Here is a 16,868-nt window from a genome sequence, read left to right as displayed (position 1 = left end):
TATGGGCGTATTAGACAGTTTACCGCCCGGCACGCAAACCCCGCGGCATGTAATTACCAAAAAAGTGTTTATTAACGGCACCGTGTTAAGCAATGAGATCCAGCTGGCACAGATCACCGTCAATAAATCTTTTAACAAAATTGCCTATGCTCGTTTGGTGTTTGCAGACGGCTCTGCCAGCGACCGCAACTTTCCGCTCAGCAACGACGATAAGTTTAAACCGGGCAGCGAGATCCGCGTGCAGCTGGGCTATGAAGGCGAGGCAGACACCGTGTTTGAAGGCATTATTATAAAACATGCCATCAAGGTAAGCCAGCAGGGCTCTTTGTTATTGATAGAAGCAAAAGACAAAGCCATTAAGCTAGCAGCTGCCCGTAAAAACGCTTACTACATTAATAAACCGGATAGTGAGGTAATAACCACGCTGGCCCGGCCTGTTGACGGGAATGCGGTTGTAGACCCTACCGGCGACCCGCTCAAACAGCTGGTACAGTTTGACGCATCTGACTGGGACTTTATGGTTACCCGGGCAGAAGCCAATGGCATGCTAGTGCTTACGGATGATGGAAAGATCATTGTAAAAAAACCTTCCACCACCTCTGCTCCTGTGCTTACCGCCACTTACGGCGATAACCTCTGGGAGTTTGAAGGCGAGATGGATGCACGCCGCCAGCTGCAAAGCGTAACCAGCCAGTCATGGGATTATACCACGCAGCAACCTGAAACTTCTAATGCAGGCAGCGCCACCTTTACGGAGAACGGCAATGTAGCCTCCACAGAATTAGGAGCTGTATTAGGCGCGGAAATAAAGCTTACGCACAATGGGCATCTTACCCAACCACAATTACAGAGCTGGTCAGATGCCTATGCCATGCGCAGCCATCTTTCCAAAGCCATAGGCCGTGTACGGGTGGAAGGCAATGCTGCGGTAAAACCCGGCACCATGATCACCCTGGCCGGCGTAGGCGACCGTTTTAACGGCAATGTGTTCGTAACCGGCGTGCTGCATCACTTTGAAGGCAACTGGCAAACCGATATACAGTTTGGCTGGCGCGAGGAATGGTTCTACAAAAAAGAGGATGTGATGGACAAACCGGCCGCCGGTTTATTACCTGGTGTAAATGGTTTGCAGATAGGCACCGTGTTAGACCTGGATGATACGGAAGGCGGCGGCCAGTACCGCGTAAAAGTACATATCCCTTCCATTACCAGCAGCCAGGAAGGCATTTGGGCAAGGGTAGCCACACTGGATGCCGGCGCTAACCGCGGCGTATATTTCCGCCCGCAGGTAACGGATGAAGTGGTGTTAGGCTTCCTGAACGATGACCCCCGCGAGCCGGTAATAGTAGGTTACCTGCATAGCAAAGACAGCAAAAAATCAGCATTGCCGGAGCAGGATGGCTCCCTGCAATATGGCTTTGTAACCCAGGAAGGTATTAAGCTCATCTTCGATGATACCAACAAACGTATGACCTTACTGGTGCCCACTGCCAGCGGCGAAAAATCATTGATCATTAACAATGACGCCAGCGCCATTGAGCTGAAGGATGATAACCAGAACAGTATTAAGATGGATTCTTCCGGCATTACCATCAACGCTGTAAAAGATGTAACGATCAGGGGAGCGAAAGTGCTTATTAATTAATAATGAAAAATGAATAATTAATAATCATGGATGAGATGCCCCAAGTAAAACAGGATGTAAGTGCTTACAGGCAAAGTCTCTGAATAACGCAGTACATAATTCGTAATCCGTAATTGATAATTCGTAATTAAAATAATATGCCCGCAGCAGCCAGAGTAACCGACAACCACACCTGCCCCATGGCAAACCCCAACGGCAGTCCGCATACCGGCGGGCCCATTATGCCGGCCGGTGTGCCTACAGTGCTCATTGGCGGACAGCCGGCCGCTGTAGTCGGCGGACAGTGTGTATGCGCCGGCCCGCCGGATAGCATTACGGCGGGATCCAGCACAGTGCTGATTGGCGGACAACAAGCCGCGCGCCAGGGCGATATGACCTCGCATGGCGGACAAATAGCCGCCGGCTTTCCCACAGTGGTGATAGGCGGCTGATCTTTTTTATAACAACTACTAACCACAACATCATGGAAAATACAGACAGATCTTTTTTAGGAACGGGCTGGAGCTTTCCGCCCACTTTCCGCAGGGAATGGAACGGCCCTGAAATGCTGGTTGAAGAAGCAGATGTGCGCAGCAGCATACAGATCATCCTTTCCACCATTACCGGTGAGCGGGTAATGCTGCCCACCTTTGGCTGCAACCTGCAACCCCACGTATTTGATCCGCTGAACGTACCCACCATTGCCATGATAGAAAAAATAGTACGGGAAGCGCTCATTTACCATGAGCCCAGGATCATTGTGGAGAACCTTACCTCTACCGCCTTCCAGGCAGAAGGACGGCTGGAGATCGACATTGAATACAGTATTATCACTACCAATACCCGTTACAATTACGTATTCCCCTTCTACATCAACGAAGCTACGAACATTGAAACGGCAAAGCCTGTATAACGCAGGGCCAGACACTGTTTGGCTACGCTATTCATCAATAAATTAATTATGACGTTCCGATGAGTAATTGTCATTGTCATACCACTATTAACCGCGACGGGTCGGGCCAATTGGGCCGCTACCTGAAAGCGCTGGACCCCGGTTATGCACCGGTGGATGGCCGCAGTTTTGAAGACCTGCTGGTATTTGCAAAAAGATATGCCGCACAGATCCGGTTCTATGATATTCCCGGAAGTCAGGTTGAAGATGATACACCGCCCGCACAGGTGAGCTGGCGTGAATTTTTCCGGCGCGATATGGCGGTGATTGCCGCCTCCATTGGCACCATAGACCTGGCGCAGATCAAAAAGGATTACGAGGAGAACCGCGCTAAGCTGGATCTGAAGCCTACCGGGCAAACCTATGCGAATTTGTTTGACCCCATACTGGGCATGCTGGCAAGGCTGGACCGCTGGTATTCACTGGCCATTCCGCAAAACCCGCTGTATGTGGATCTGAACCTGGCCATTCAATCCAGCCTGCAGGAGCAGGTGAAGAAGATGATAGCCTATGAAGAAGGTTTTAAGCTGGTAGATGCCAAGAATGCTTTTACGCTGGACTTTACTCCCATTGAAAATGATGATGTGTGGAAGGTGAATGACCCGGTGGATGCAGATATCAGCATTTATGAAGGCGCTACGCCGGAAGATAAGATCCGCTTTGCCGCCCTGTTCGTAGATTCCATTTTCCTGAGCTTTTATGGTGTAATGAACCAGCTGGTAGAGAGCTCTGAAAGCTACCTGCAATATGCTATGGAGCAATACCCGGCCCACCAGCCGCATATGGCACTGTTCATTGCATTCCTGCAGCTGTTCCGTTTAGCGCAGGACCAGATGAACACCCTCACCGGCCGTGTGCTGGATTTCTATTACCGCGAGGTATTACAGCTCACGGAAAAACCGGCTATCCCGGACCGTGCCTTTATAGTATTTGAGCTGGCCAAAGATGTAGCTGCCTATGACCTGGCGCCAGGCACCGCCCTGGATGCAGGTAAGGATGTTTGGGGTAAAGACCAGGTATATAAAACAGACGGTGCCCTGGTAGTGAATCAGGCCAAGGTGAAAGAGTTGAAAACGCTGTTCATTGAAAAGCTGCCGCTGGAAGCAGCCGAAGAAAGCAAGAATATAGCCACCCTGTATGCGCGCCCGGTAGCCAATTCACTGGATGGATACGGTACTCCATTCACAGACCCCTATCCTAAGTGGAGCACTTTTGGCAAAGGCAGCAATCATCCCGGTGCAGCCGCTAATATCTGCGAAGCGCTGGATATTATTAACGATGAAATAAACACCCGCAATGAAACCGCTATTGGTTTTGCCATTGCATCGCCGCAGCTGCTGCTGCAGGGCGGTAACCGGCTGATAACCCTGCAAAGCAACGGCATTAAAGAGCTGTTTGATGCAGGCCAGGCGGAGATATGGCTTACCGGTGAAGAAGGCTGGTTAAAAATAACTCAAACTATCACGGCAGCACAATTTGCCAAATTGTATTCCGATGATATGTTTAATAATGAGGATGAATTAGGCTCCTGCATCTATAGCGGGTCAAGCGAACCAAACCGCATTTATATTTTCCTGCCCATTGCAGAAAAAGGCGTGATACCTTTTGATGCCAAGCTGCACGCAGGCCGTACCTATAACACGGCTTACCCGGTAATGCAGCTGATGGTAGGACCGGATATAGGCATAACCGCCGACCGCTTTAAACATCTTTCCTACACTGACCTGTCTATTAATGTACGGGTAGGGTCCATCAACCATATACCTGTCATAGGCATTGCCGCTGCCAATACAGCTGCAACGAGTGTTACAGCCGCTGCTTTTGCAAAGGACACCTTTGCCAATTTTGACGGGTTAAAAGTGCTGACGCTGCAAAATGATGATGGCCTGCTTACACCCGGCAAACCGTTTGATCCCTTCACCGCTTATCCTAAAACGGGCAGCACCTTTTATGTTGGCAGCAATGAAGTGTTTAACAAACCGCTGGAAAAGCTCTCGCTGAACATCCGCCATGTGAACGACAGCAACGCTTTGGATATAAATGAAAACATGGTAAAATACAGGGTAAGCCTGCTGCAGAGCAAACAGTGGCTGTATTTATCCGGTGAAAGTTTCATCGGTCCGCGGTTTGATGAAAACGAGCTGACGTATAATATCCTGAACACAGGCGGTGATCTGCAGGGCAGCCAGCCTTCTACACCCATTACTACGGTACGGGCCCCCCTGGTGTACCCCACTATTTTTGAAAATGGGAAAACACCCAAAGGGTTTTTGCAGGTAGAAAATACTTTTTTCATTGATCCTAACAGCGATAACTTTTTCCAGCGATCAGCCGCCTACGCAGCCTTCTTTAAGATCAAAGAAGTTTCGCTGAGCTATTACTCAGAGCTGGCAGCGCTGGAAGCTGGCACCGACCAGTTCTTCCACGTATATCCTTTTGGTGCAGTGGAAATAGATCTCACCGCAAACAATAATAGTGGTATAAAATCTTTCACCCAGCTTAATGATGTGGTGATCCCCATTAAGCAGCTGCCTTCCCGTTTTGGCCGTAAAACAGCCGATCTGCTGGTAGATGCAAAAGGATCCTTACTGCCGCAGTTCACCTGGACAAGCCCCTACAGCCAATACGATCAGCAAACGGATAGTAATGGCACAATAGATACCTCAGCCGGCTTAGCCACCAAACCCACGCTGAATGCAGATGGCAAGCCACAGCCGGCAGGTGCTGCCATCACAAAAGCCAAATCCAAAGCTTTGGCCCGCAGCGCCAGCGACCGGTACTTAGCGCAATTATTACTGAGCGCCAGCGGTATTGATACCGGCACACAGCTGAACCAATACTCCGGCGATATCCAGGAAGAAGGCATGTTATTCATAGGGCTGGAAAAATTACAACCCCTGCAAACGCTGTCCCTCCTGTTCCAGTTTGCAGAAGGCACGGCTAAGGATGAAGAAAATGATCCGCCGCCGGTGCACTGGTCATACCTGAGCAACAATGAATGGCGCCCGCTGAGAGGCGAAGCCATTGTGTTTGACGGTACTTTCGATTTTCAGACCACCGGCATTATTAAAATAGATGTACCGGAAGATGCTACCAATAACAACACCATTATTACCGGCGGTCTGCACTGGTTTTGCGCCAGCGTAACCGCGCATGCCGACCGCTTCCCCATGCTGGTGGACGTAGTGGCACAGGCCGTAGAAGTAGTATTTGATGATAACGGGAACGCCCCTTCGCATTTCGACAATGCGCTGCCTGCAGGCAGCATCAGCAAGCTGTCGGTAAAGGTGGCAGAAGTAAGTAAAGTATCACAGCCCTTTGCCTCTTTTGATGGAAAGCATGCAGAGGTAGGCAAGGAATTTTATACCCGCGTAAGTGAACGCCTGCGTCATAAGGCACGCGCCATTAATGCCTGGGATTATGAGCACCTGGTGCTGGACCGTTTCCCCAGCATTTACAAAGTGAAATGTATTCCGCATACAGATCCTAATTGCCTGTGCAGGGAACATACGGAAGTAAATTCAGACGGTAATGGAGAAACTACCTGCTGCGGTCCGCAGATAGCGCCGGGCCACGTGCTGCTGGTGGCAATAGCAAACCTGAAGAACCGGAATGCCATTAACCCGCTGCAGCCTAAAACAAGCCGCCGCACCCTGCTGGATATTGAAGCCTACCTGAAAAAGCGCAGCTCGCCCTTTGTACAGATCAGGGCACGTAACCCGCTGTATGAGCAGGTGCTCACCTTTTTCCGTGTAAAATTTGTATCCGGTACAGATAAAGGCTATTTCCTGAAAAAGCTGAATGAGGAGCTGGTGCAGTTCCTGACCCCCTGGGCCTTTGATGAAAACGCAGATGTGAAGTTCGGGCAAAAGATCTACGCATCTTCCATTGTAAATTTCATTGAAGAAAGGCCGTATGTAGATTTCATTACCGACTTCCTGCTGTTTGTATGTAAGGATGAATGCTGCCCTCCGAAAACAGATGATGAGAATGACAATGACGATCAGGGAGATAACGACATGCCGGAAGTGCTGAACCAGCTAACTGGCTGTGATGATGTAGAACGCCTGCTGCAGGACCAGCTGAACTTTATCGGCGTGGTAGTAGCGCAGCCCTCTACCCCGCGCTCCATACTGGTATCAGTACCCAAACATATTATTATACCTTACGAAGAGCCGGTTAAACCATCGCGCTGCGAGCAAAGAGTGGCCACAAGAACGCCGGTCCCCGGCCCCGTAGCCAATGTTCCGCGCACGCCCCAGGCTACAGACCCGGTACCGCCCAAACCTGCAACAGATACCAAACCACCGGTAAGCACCGCCCCGGGTAAAGCAACGGTGACCGAAAAAACCGCAGCGGAGAAAGCAGCCGCTGATAAAATCGCTGCCGATAAATTGGCTGCAGACAAGTTAGCTGTAGAAAAAGCAACTGCTGAAAAAGCTGCGGCAGATAAACTTGCTACGGAGAAAGCAACTGCAGAAAAAGCAATCGCTGATAAAGCTGCAGCCGAAAAGCTGGCCGCCGGGAAAGTTGCTGCTGAAAAAACGACCGCAGATAAACTTGCCGCGGAGAAAGCAGCAGCAGAAAAAGCCACCGCTGATAAAGCTGCAGCCGATAAGTTAGCCGCGGAGAAAGCAGCCGCTGTAAAAGCAGCTGCCACCAAGCCGGCGGTGGATACCCCTGTAACAGATAAAACAGCACCGGCCAGTCCAACGGTAAATCCAGCAGCAAAAGATACCATTCCCCCAGCTAAACCAGCTACCGATAAACCGGCTGCGCCTGAAAAAGCGCCTGCAGCGCCGCTGAAGCTAACCGGCACTAAAAAGAAAACAGACAAGAAGAACCCCAAATGATCCCCATAAAATAAGCTGACATGCAAGAGCCAGTTAATTTAATAAAATCCAATCCGCTGCTGCCCGCAGAAGATTATCCAGCGTTACGCGACAAAGGCATACAATACATTTCAAAACTGGGCAGCGATATCTGGACGGATTATAATAATTCAGACCCCGGCATCTCAATACTGGAAGCAGTTTGCTACGCCATTACGGACCTCTCTTACCGCACGGACTTTGATATTAAAGACCTGCTGGCGCCGGAGCAGCTGAATAACGATACCTGGAAGCAGATCTTTTACACCGCCCGGCAAATACTGCATAACAACGCGCTTACTATTAACGATTACCGCAAGCTGGTGATCGACATTAAAGGCGTGCGCAATGCCTGGATAGAAACCAGCAAAGATTATGAAGTACCGGTGTGGATAGATTATAATGATGCAGAGATCCGGGAGGAAGCCGGCTGCAGCTGCGATGATGCGGATGAAAAAATCTGCTATGGCAGGCTGGGCCTGGAATCACTTACCACTGACCAGGTGGGCGCTTACCGTAACACCAAAACACAGGACATTAATGCCCTGCTGCAAAAGTTAACCGCCGCAAGAACAGCTGCTGAAACAAAGATCGCCGACCTGACCACGCAGATAGACATGCCGGACATTGATCCCACCAAAAGGGCCGCGCTTATTGCAGAACGGGAACAGCTGCAGGACCAGGTAAAACATATTGACAAAAAAACAACGGCGCTCAATACGCTGCTGGAATATCTTTCCCCTAACAACAACGTACTCCCCTCCAAGATCATTGAGTTTGAAGGGCTGTACAATGTAATGGTAGAGTATGAAGAAGATGTGCTGCAGGCCGACCAGCGGGAAGAAGTACGGCAGCTGGTGCTGGACCGCCTTAGCCGCCACCGCAATTTATGCGAAGATTTTCTGAGCATTAATGGCGTGGAGTACGAGGATTTTGGCATCATGGCATCCGTAGCATTAGAGGAATATGCCGATCCTGACCAGGTGCTGGCCCAAATGTTCTTCATCATTTACAAATACTTCACCCCATCCGTACCCTTTCATACCATCCCGCAAATGCAGGAAAGAGGTTACCTGATAGATGAAATATTTGAAGGCCCGGCCCTTAAGCACGGGTTTATAGACGATGTAGAGCTGGAAGCAACAGATTTTTTCCGCGACATCCGGCTGTCGGACATTATCAACGAAATAGCCGACATCAAAGGCATTAAAGCCATTACCTACCTGCACCTTTCCAGTGGCAGCGGAACCGGTGATGCAGACCCCGATAAGAACTTCTTCTACCAGTGGCTGAACTTCCTGCGGGAACAGCGCAAGGTAGCCCGGATACAACCAAACATGTCGCAGATCATTTTCTGCAAGGAAAGGGAGCTGCTTACCTATTATACCGGGCGCCCTGCTGACCGCCGGCCGGAAAGAATGCTGAAGCTGTTCAACGACCTGAAAGTGCTGGAACGCAAGTACAAGCTGGAAGGCCATACCGTAGACCTGCCCATACCGCTTGGCGAGAACATGGAGCTGGAAGATTATTACCCGGTAACCTACTCCCTGCCCATGTGCTACGGTGTAAGCGACCGCGCAGGACTGCCTAATGACGCTGATGAAAAGCGCCGCACCCAAGCCCTGCAGCTGAAAGGTTATTTGATGTTCTTTGAGCAGATCCTGGCAGATTACCTGGTGCAGCTGAACCATCTCCGCGACCTGTTCACTTTTGACGATACCATTAAGTACACCTATTTTACCCGTGCCCTCACGGAAATAGAGGACCTTAAAGACCTGGTGGTAGATCACGGCGCACCCAATCCCTGGGAACAGGTGCTGAAAGAATTTACCCACGTCATCCAAAGCCTGGTGGAAACACCTAAAATTTTCCAGGATCGCCGCAATCATTTCCTGGATCATATGCTGGCCCGCTTCAGTGAAGACTTAAGTGAGTATGAGAACATCAGCACCTGGCTTACGCCCTATAAAATAAAGGAGCGCATGATCCAGGACAAGATCCGCATCCTAAAGGATGGCGAGTACTACCAGATCAGCACCAACCGTGGCAAAGGTTATAACTACGCACAAAACGATATCTGGGATACCCCTAATGTTTCCGGAACAGAGAGAAGGGTAAGCCGCCTCTTAGGTTTCCGTAATGCCATGCGCAGAACGCTGGCGCCGGATTACATCATAGTAGAGCCGGTGATGGAAACCGACGAAAAAACCAAAACACAGGTCTGGAAAAAGAATAAAAAAGGCCAGAATGTGAATGTGATCAAGCTGGTGGACCCAGACAATAAAGAAACCGTGCTGCTTACCAGTATTGAAGTAGCAGACGGCTGCTGCACAGAGTCCCTTATCAGCGAGCTGCTGGAGTTTGCAGACGACCGGCACAGCTTCCATTTCCATGATGAGCTGCGCCAGCGCAGCCGCAAATCTGCCGGGCAGATAGGCACCTTCTGGTATGAGCTGTGGGATGGAACAGACCCTGAGATAGCGCTTGCCATTGCCACCGGCGAAAAATTTGATAAGAGCGAAGACCGTGATAAAGCCTTTAAACGCCTGCAGCATGTAATGGACACGCTGAATAACGACGAAGGCATGCACCTGGTAGAGCACCTGCTGCTACGCCCCCGTTTTGATGGCGCACTGGATGAAGTGGGCAACCCCATACTACCCGGCATGCTGGATATTTGCCTGGACACCTGTGACCTGGGCATTGGCCTGGGACAAAACACAGAGGTGCCGCCTTACCGTAAAAGATTGTACCACATACCCGCTGAAAAATGTTTTGATAACCTGCCCTGGGTGCTGGAATACATCCGCAAAAATGTGAACCCCAGCATAGGCGATCAGTCGTTCCTGTTCCAGGAGGCATTTGCAGATGGTACTGCACCCGTTCCATTAAAGTTCCGCCGGTATGAGAACCTGGCAAAACGCGTAAAGGACCTGCAGGAGTATGGATCAGAAAGGGTGAACTATACCATTGTATCCAATGGTGAAGAAGACCCGGCCAAGCTGAAATACAGTTTCATTATTCATGGCGATAAGGACATAGTGCTGGCGCAAAGCAGCTTTATCTTCAATCAAAAATCCAAACAACCCGGTGCGCCGGATGTAGCGGATGATATTGAAAAAGAAATAGCGCAGCTCATCATCTACTTCAGCTTCCAGCTGGACCTGTACTGCGCTGCAGACCCCTGTGATAATAACGAGGATCCTTACTCCTTCCGCACCACGGTAGTATTCCCCTGCTGGCCCAAACGTTTCCGCGATGCTACTTTCCGCAACCTGGTGGAAAAAACAGTGCAAACGGAATCACCCGCACATGTATATACCCGCGTGGTATGGATAGGCATCAATGAAATGCAGCGCTTTGAAAAAGTGTATTATGACTGGCTGCAGGAAATGGCGCAAACAGAGCTGCCCAGCTATGAAAAGGTAAATCCTTTGGTAGATGTGCTCAATACCCTGCAACCCTGCGGTGTATGTAAAGATGATTGCAGCAAAGGGCTGGCGGATGATGTAAGAATTAGAAAAACAGATGTAAAAAGTTAAACGAAGTTAAAGTCCCGGACCTCCGGTTCGGAACATAAAAAATCATGTCGCACCTGATCAATAAACTGCAATTTGAAGTTAGCTGCCCGGATGAAGAGCTGGCGCTGAACCTGCGCTATAACTTCTCCCTTACTTACCAGGAGCAGATCATGGAAGTGGTGGACCGGGTATGCTCCAAATATGTAGATGATAAGGAATGGCTGCGCATTGATAAGCTGGAAATAGACTTAGGCAAGTTTAGTCCGCAGGGTTTCAATACCCGGTTCAGCGAAGTGTTCCTGGCAAAGTTTGAGCAGGCCTTTCAGCAAAAGCTGGCCGGCATATCGCTGGTGCAGCGGCAGCAGGCCAGGCAGCTTTCCTATGCGGAAATGTGGCAGCACTTTCTGCTAAAAGGCAGCCTGCCCTGGTGGGTTGATGAAACAGAGCTGAACCTGCAGGAAGTTACCGCGCAGCTGTTACAGCAGCAGCCTGCAGCAATGCTGGATTTTTTTCAAGCGCAGCGCGCGCACCCGCACCTGTGGCAACGCCTGGCATTACAGTTCAGTAATGACATTAAAGCGCAGATCATTACCCTGTTCCCTGCGCTGGCAAATGCGCAGGGCTTATTACAGGAATGGCAGCAAACCATTCGTGCCCGGGCAGTACCGGCACTGGCAGCTGCTTCACCGGAAAAGATCGTAAACCTGATACTTGAAAGCGCGCCCCTGCTGTTACAGGCCACGGCAGACAAAAATGTTGTATGGCAGGTGTTCGCTGATCACCTGCCGAACCTGTTCATCATTACACCCGAACAGGAAAGCAGTGTAGTGGAACCACTATTGGTAACACTGGCTATAGAAAAAGGCCTGCAATTACCAGACGCTACTCCCACTGCAGTTAAAAAAGAAGCGTTGTTACCCGGATCGCTTTTTCAAACGGACTATAACACACATGCTGAAGAAGAACAATACACTGTTCGCCATGCCGGGGTAATCCTGCTCGCGGCATTCCTCCGTCCCTTCTTTACCACATTGGAATTATGGGATGGTAAGGAATGGAAAAGTAAAGATGCCTGTTACCGGGCAGTGCATCTGTTAAAATATTTGTGCACCGGGCAGCAGCAGGCGCCGGAGTATAGCCTGGTAATGGAAAAAATCTGTTGCGGCCTGCCCTTGGATGAGCCGGTGCCGCTGGATCTGGAGCTTACAGAAAAAGAAATAGCAGAATCTACCCTGTTGCTGGAATCTATTATCGGGCATTGGAAAATGCTTAAAAACACTTCGGTGAACGGGCTGCGGGAAACTTTCCTGAAAAGGGACGGTATCCTGAGCCGCCAGGAAAAGAACTGGCGTTTGCAGGTGGAGCAAAAAACCCTGGATGTGCTGCTGGACAGTATTCCCTGGGGCTTTTCTACCATCAGCCTGCCCTGGAACGGTTATCTGATCTTTGTAGAATGGTGAACAAAGCTATTAGCTGTTGGCTTTTAGCCTTTAGTGCTTGCATTATACTTATGGTGAAGATCATCTATTAACGTTAATCACTAAAAGCGAGCTAATTGCTAACAGCTAAGTGATTGCATTATACTTATGGTGAAGATCATCTGTTAACGCTAATCACTAAAAGCTAAAAGCTAATTGCTAGCAGCTAATTATTAACAGCTAATTACTAATTGCTTTTTTATGAACAACGGCGCAACCGTGATGGAAGGACCGGTAACTACCGTAAACCGGTTAGATCAAAATGCAGCCAGCCTCTCCGCAGAGATCACCTGGTTTGCCGGGGTGGTGAATGCCCGTTTAAGCGAGTATTTTAATAAAGAAACAGCAGACGATAACCCTGCTGACACTACCGCGCCGGACCTCAGCAACGACCGCTCTGTATACGCGGAGTTTGTGAACTATTATCACCTGAGCCGGGATGAACGGCTGCTGTTAATGCTTACCCTTATTCCACATGTGCAGCCCCACCTGCTGGATATTTTCTTTAGCATCAACAAAGCATCCGGCCGGGGGCATACGGAGTTTGGCGGCATCAAAGGCACGCGGCACAGCGGCTTTTTACCTACTATTGAAACTGCGCTGTTCCTGCTGGCCGGCAATGACCTGGCACACCGCTTCCGCCTGTACAAGCTCTTTGAGCCGGAACATATTTTCTCCGGCCACCAGATCATTACCATCGATCCTGCACCGGGCAATGAACCCTTTTACAGCAGCCCGGTGAGCATTTCAGAAGAGTACGTTGATTTTTTTACCACAGGTCAGTTCCGCAAACCCAACTTCAGTATGGAGTTTCCGGCCAGGCGCTTAAGCACTTCCCTGAACTGGACCGACCTGGTGGTAGATGACTATACTGCACAGCAGCTGGATGAGCTGCGTATATGGGTACAGCATGGCGCTACCTTATATGAAAGCTGGGGCATGAGCAAAAAGCTGAAACCCGGCTACAAAGCGCTGTTCCATGGCCCTCCCGGCACCGGCAAAACCTTAACTGCCGCCCTGCTGGGCAAGCTCTATAACCTGGAAGTGTACCGGGTGGATCTTTCCATGGTTGTTTCCAAATACATTGGTGAAACGGAAAAGAACCTGGAAAAAGTTTTTAAGAAAGCAGAGAACAAGAACTGGATCTTATTCTTTGATGAAGCAGATGCGCTGTTCGGCAAACGCACCAGCATTTCCGACTCCCACGATAAATATGCAAATCAGGAAATAGCCTACCTGTTACAAAGGCTGGAAGATTACCGCGGGCTGGTAATACTGGCTTCCAATATGCGTAATAACGTAGATGAAGCTTTTACCCGCCGCCTGCAGGCCATCATCCACTTCCAGGCGCCCCGCACCAGGGAAAGGCTGCGGCTCTGGAACAATGCATTCAGCAAACAATGCCAGCCTCCCAGGCCGGATGAGCTGGAACGTATTGCACAACAATATGAGCTGTCAGGCGGTTCTATCATGAACGTGGTGCAATATGCATCACTGATGGCATTGAACCGCAACGACAGCCACATACTAGTAGATGACCTGTTACAGGGCATCCGCAAGGAGTTTAAAAAAGAAGGCAAAACCATTTAAACAGGTAGTTATGCACACCAATAAAACCGGTCCCAATGAAGGCAAGGCAGCGGCAACACCCGCTGCAGCTGCACATACGCCGCTAACAGTAGGTGATGTAAATGACCCGCTGGAAGCCGAAGCAGAAGCCCTGGCCGATAAGGTGACACAAATGACCGATCCGCAAACCGCGCAGCGGAAATGTGCCGCCTGTGAAGCGGAAGACGAGGTACAGCGCAAGCCCCTGCCCTCTTTTATACAGAAGAAAGAAGCTGAAGGCGGTACTGCTGCAAGCGATACTGTCAGCGCGCAAATTAACAGCTCAAGAGGCAGTGGCGATAAAATGGCTGAGCCTACCCGTGCATTTATGGAAAGCCGCTTTGGTGCAGATTTTTCTTCGGTAAATATTCACCAGGGAAATGAGGCCGCGCAGCTCTCAAATGAACTGAATGCACAGGCATTTACCGTAGGTACCGATATTTATTTTAACAGCGGCAGGTATGCGCCGCAAACGCAGGAAGGCAACCATTTGCTGGCGCATGAGCTTACCCATGTGCTGCAGCAGGGCAATGGCCTGCAGGTGCAGCGCGCACCCATCAAAGACGCCGGTAAATCCAAAACAGCAGGCGGCCAGTTTGATCCCTTAATAGGGATGTACACCGTAGCTGCCGGCGATACGCTGGGCACTATTGCCACGCGTTTTGGCACCACCACAGCCGCTATACAAAAGAATAACCCGGAGATCAAGAACATTAATAAAATATCCGTAGGGCAAAAGATCTTTCTGCCGGACCTGATCATACCCAACGATCCCACCGGCATGAAGCACAATGAAATATCCCTGGATGATTATGTAAAACGCTGGGAAGCGGAAAAAGGCCGGCCCATTACTTCATCTGAAAGAACAGAGCTGGAAAGGGGCTGCGTAGGCATCAGCGGCGCCAATACCGGTATGGATCCCCTGAGTAACCTGAATAACTGTTTCCACACATTTGAACAATCCCTCAAATTTGCCCGCGCTAAAAATGAAGCCATTAAAGCAGCCGGGGACAGCAAGAAAAAGAAAGCCGTTATATTCTCCATGCGCTTCTGGTCAGGCGGCAAGCCTTATGCCCCGGACGCCACCGGAAAGGTAGATATGACGGATTACGATAGCCGGTTAACCAGCGGCGACGCCTGGCGGCCGGATGATGCTTCCGGCTCAGATTATATTAACTTTGATTTTGGTTATTATGACGTAGATTCCGGTATGTGGTGGCACGCCAATCATGCACATGACCCTGGCGCTGCGCCCGCTCATATGGGCGATATGAGAGCATATGAAAGCTCACTGGACTACTATTCCAAACCCCTGCTCGATTTTGACAGGCAGATCTTTTGCGTAGTGGTGAAAACACTTTAACTTATGTATAGATGGTATGTTGCACTGCTTGTGCTTTGTTCATGCACTCCATCCCAAAAACAACAGCAAATGAACCAGGATAAAATAATTACAGTGACCGGTACTGCATTAAATGCAAAAGCAGGCGCCGTTGTAAGAACGGAAAAAGGCAATTATTACATTCACGAGCTATCCAGCTGGCCGGATAGCATATACGAGAAAACCGTGGAAGTAACCGGCGAGCTCTCTGTAATTGACCACTCACAGCAAAGCGGTAAAAATGCAGAAGGTAAATGGGTACAATCCATGAGAGGCATCCAGCAGATCATACAGCATGCACAGTGGAAGGTAGTGCCGGCAGCACAATAATAACCGCTGTTGTTTGATAAAACCTTGAATATGCCCCAACGTACATCTACCGCCATTGCTTTCAATGCTATCCCTGCTGCACAGGCACGGAAGCGGCGGCGAAGTAATGGATATAAAATAACATCCATTAAATACACAACGTAACCTCATGCCGGAACATACTATCATTAACTTCCAAAAACAGCATACGCCCGCAGCGCATAACCCTATGCATAATCACCAAATGCGCATGCAGCAACCCAACTTTATCCAGCGCAAATGCGCGCAATGCGATGCGGAAGAAAAAGCGCAGCGCAAACCCTCCGCTTCTTTCATACAAAAGAAAGAAGCCGGCAGCGCCTCCACCGCCCCTGCAGCCGTAAGTAGCCAGATAGAATCCAGCAAAGGCAGCGGGCAGCCTATGAACGGTAATACCCGCAGCTTTATGGAAAGCCGCTTTGGGACCGACTTCTCTGATGTACGCATCCACACCGGTAATGACGCCGCCCATTTATCAGCGCAGCTGAATGCGCAGGCATTTACCGTAGGCAACGATATTTATTTCAATAACGGGCAGTATGCGCCGGAATCAACACAGGGCAAACACCTGTTAGCGCATGAGCTTACGCATACCTTACAGCAAAATGAAGGCATAGGCCGTAAAATGATACAGCGTATGGCCCCCTGCCCTGCGCACCTGAATGATGCTGACCCCGTGCCTCCCGGCTGGGTACCTTACCATGGCAACAGCTACTGGTTCCATTGCGGTTTCCGCGGCATACTGGAAGACAGGCGCCCTTCACCGCAAGATCCCATGAACGAATGTTTTTATGATCACAGCGGGGTGCTGGTAGACAGGAACCATGCCTACCCCGACTGCGCCGGTACACCAGATGATTACGATTCATCAACCAACGCATGGGATCATACCTGGAACGACCGTGGCGGCATCTGGCAAAAAGGCTGGGGTGCTTTCTGGGAAAGCAGGCGTTATAACAGCGACCGGGAAGGAGAAAGAATGATGGCATGCTATCACGCCTGCGATGCAGAACCCTGGTACCTGAGAGGTTTCTGCTACCAGGGATGTAATCCACAGAGTATGATGATGTATTAACGGATAATAA

The 16,868-nt window shown here is 50.0% G+C and carries 10 protein-coding genes; all 10 read left to right on the top strand.

Annotation, left to right across the window (positions count from 1 at the left end; genetic code table 11):
• The first annotated feature begins 1 nt into the window (after position 1).
• Positions 2-1,645, top strand: a complete 1,644-nt coding sequence (gene vgrG, locus BMZ54_RS08820; RefSeq protein ID WP_089909347.1) for a type VI secretion system tip protein VgrG — start codon at positions 2-4, stop codon at positions 1,643-1,645.
• A gap of 137 nt (positions 1,646-1,782) precedes the next feature.
• Positions 1,783-2,076, top strand: a complete 294-nt coding sequence (locus BMZ54_RS08815; protein WP_089909343.1) for a PAAR domain-containing protein — start codon at positions 1,783-1,785, stop codon at positions 2,074-2,076.
• A 32-nt stretch (positions 2,077-2,108) separates the two neighbouring features.
• Entirely contained in the window at positions 2,109-2,537 is a 429-nt protein-coding gene (locus BMZ54_RS08810) for a GPW/gp25 family protein (RefSeq protein ID WP_089909340.1), read from the top strand.
• A gap of 59 nt (positions 2,538-2,596) precedes the next feature.
• On the top strand, positions 2,597-7,429 hold the full coding sequence (locus BMZ54_RS33150) for a histone H1-like repetitive region-containing protein (protein ID WP_202909189.1): 4,833 nt from the start codon (positions 2,597-2,599) through the stop codon (positions 7,427-7,429).
• 20 nt (positions 7,430-7,449) lie between these two features.
• Positions 7,450-10,989 (top strand): hypothetical protein, encoded by a 3,540-nt coding sequence (locus tag BMZ54_RS08800; RefSeq protein WP_089909338.1) that lies wholly within the window; start codon positions 7,450-7,452, stop codon positions 10,987-10,989.
• A gap of 44 nt (positions 10,990-11,033) precedes the next feature.
• On the top strand, positions 11,034-12,428 hold the full coding sequence (locus BMZ54_RS08795; RefSeq protein WP_089909335.1) for a contractile injection system tape measure protein: 1,395 nt from the start codon (positions 11,034-11,036) through the stop codon (positions 12,426-12,428).
• Positions 12,429-12,647: 219 nt separating this feature from the next.
• Positions 12,648-14,036, top strand: a complete 1,389-nt coding sequence (locus BMZ54_RS08790; RefSeq protein ID WP_202909188.1) for an ATP-binding protein — start codon at positions 12,648-12,650, stop codon at positions 14,034-14,036.
• Between the two features lie 10 nt (positions 14,037-14,046).
• Positions 14,047-15,417: an eCIS core domain-containing protein gene (locus tag BMZ54_RS08785; RefSeq protein ID WP_162277501.1), complete on the top strand. Its 1,371-nt coding sequence runs from the start codon at positions 14,047-14,049 to the stop codon at positions 15,415-15,417.
• Positions 15,418-15,486: 69 nt separating this feature from the next.
• Positions 15,487-15,765 (top strand): hypothetical protein, encoded by a 279-nt coding sequence (locus BMZ54_RS08780; RefSeq protein ID WP_089909329.1) that lies wholly within the window; start codon positions 15,487-15,489, stop codon positions 15,763-15,765.
• A gap of 148 nt (positions 15,766-15,913) precedes the next feature.
• A complete protein-coding gene (locus tag BMZ54_RS08775) occupies positions 15,914-16,858 on the top strand; it encodes an eCIS core domain-containing protein (RefSeq protein WP_089909325.1) in 945 nt (314 codons plus the stop codon).
• Positions 16,859-16,868: the final 10 nt, after the last annotated feature.

The organism is Chitinophaga rupis (assembly GCF_900109685.1).
In the GTDB taxonomy this organism is placed as follows: Bacteria; Bacteroidota; Bacteroidia; order Chitinophagales; family Chitinophagaceae; genus Chitinophaga; species Chitinophaga rupis.
The sequence above is the reverse complement of the archived record's forward strand: the minus strand, read 5'-3'. Positions and strand labels throughout refer to the sequence as shown.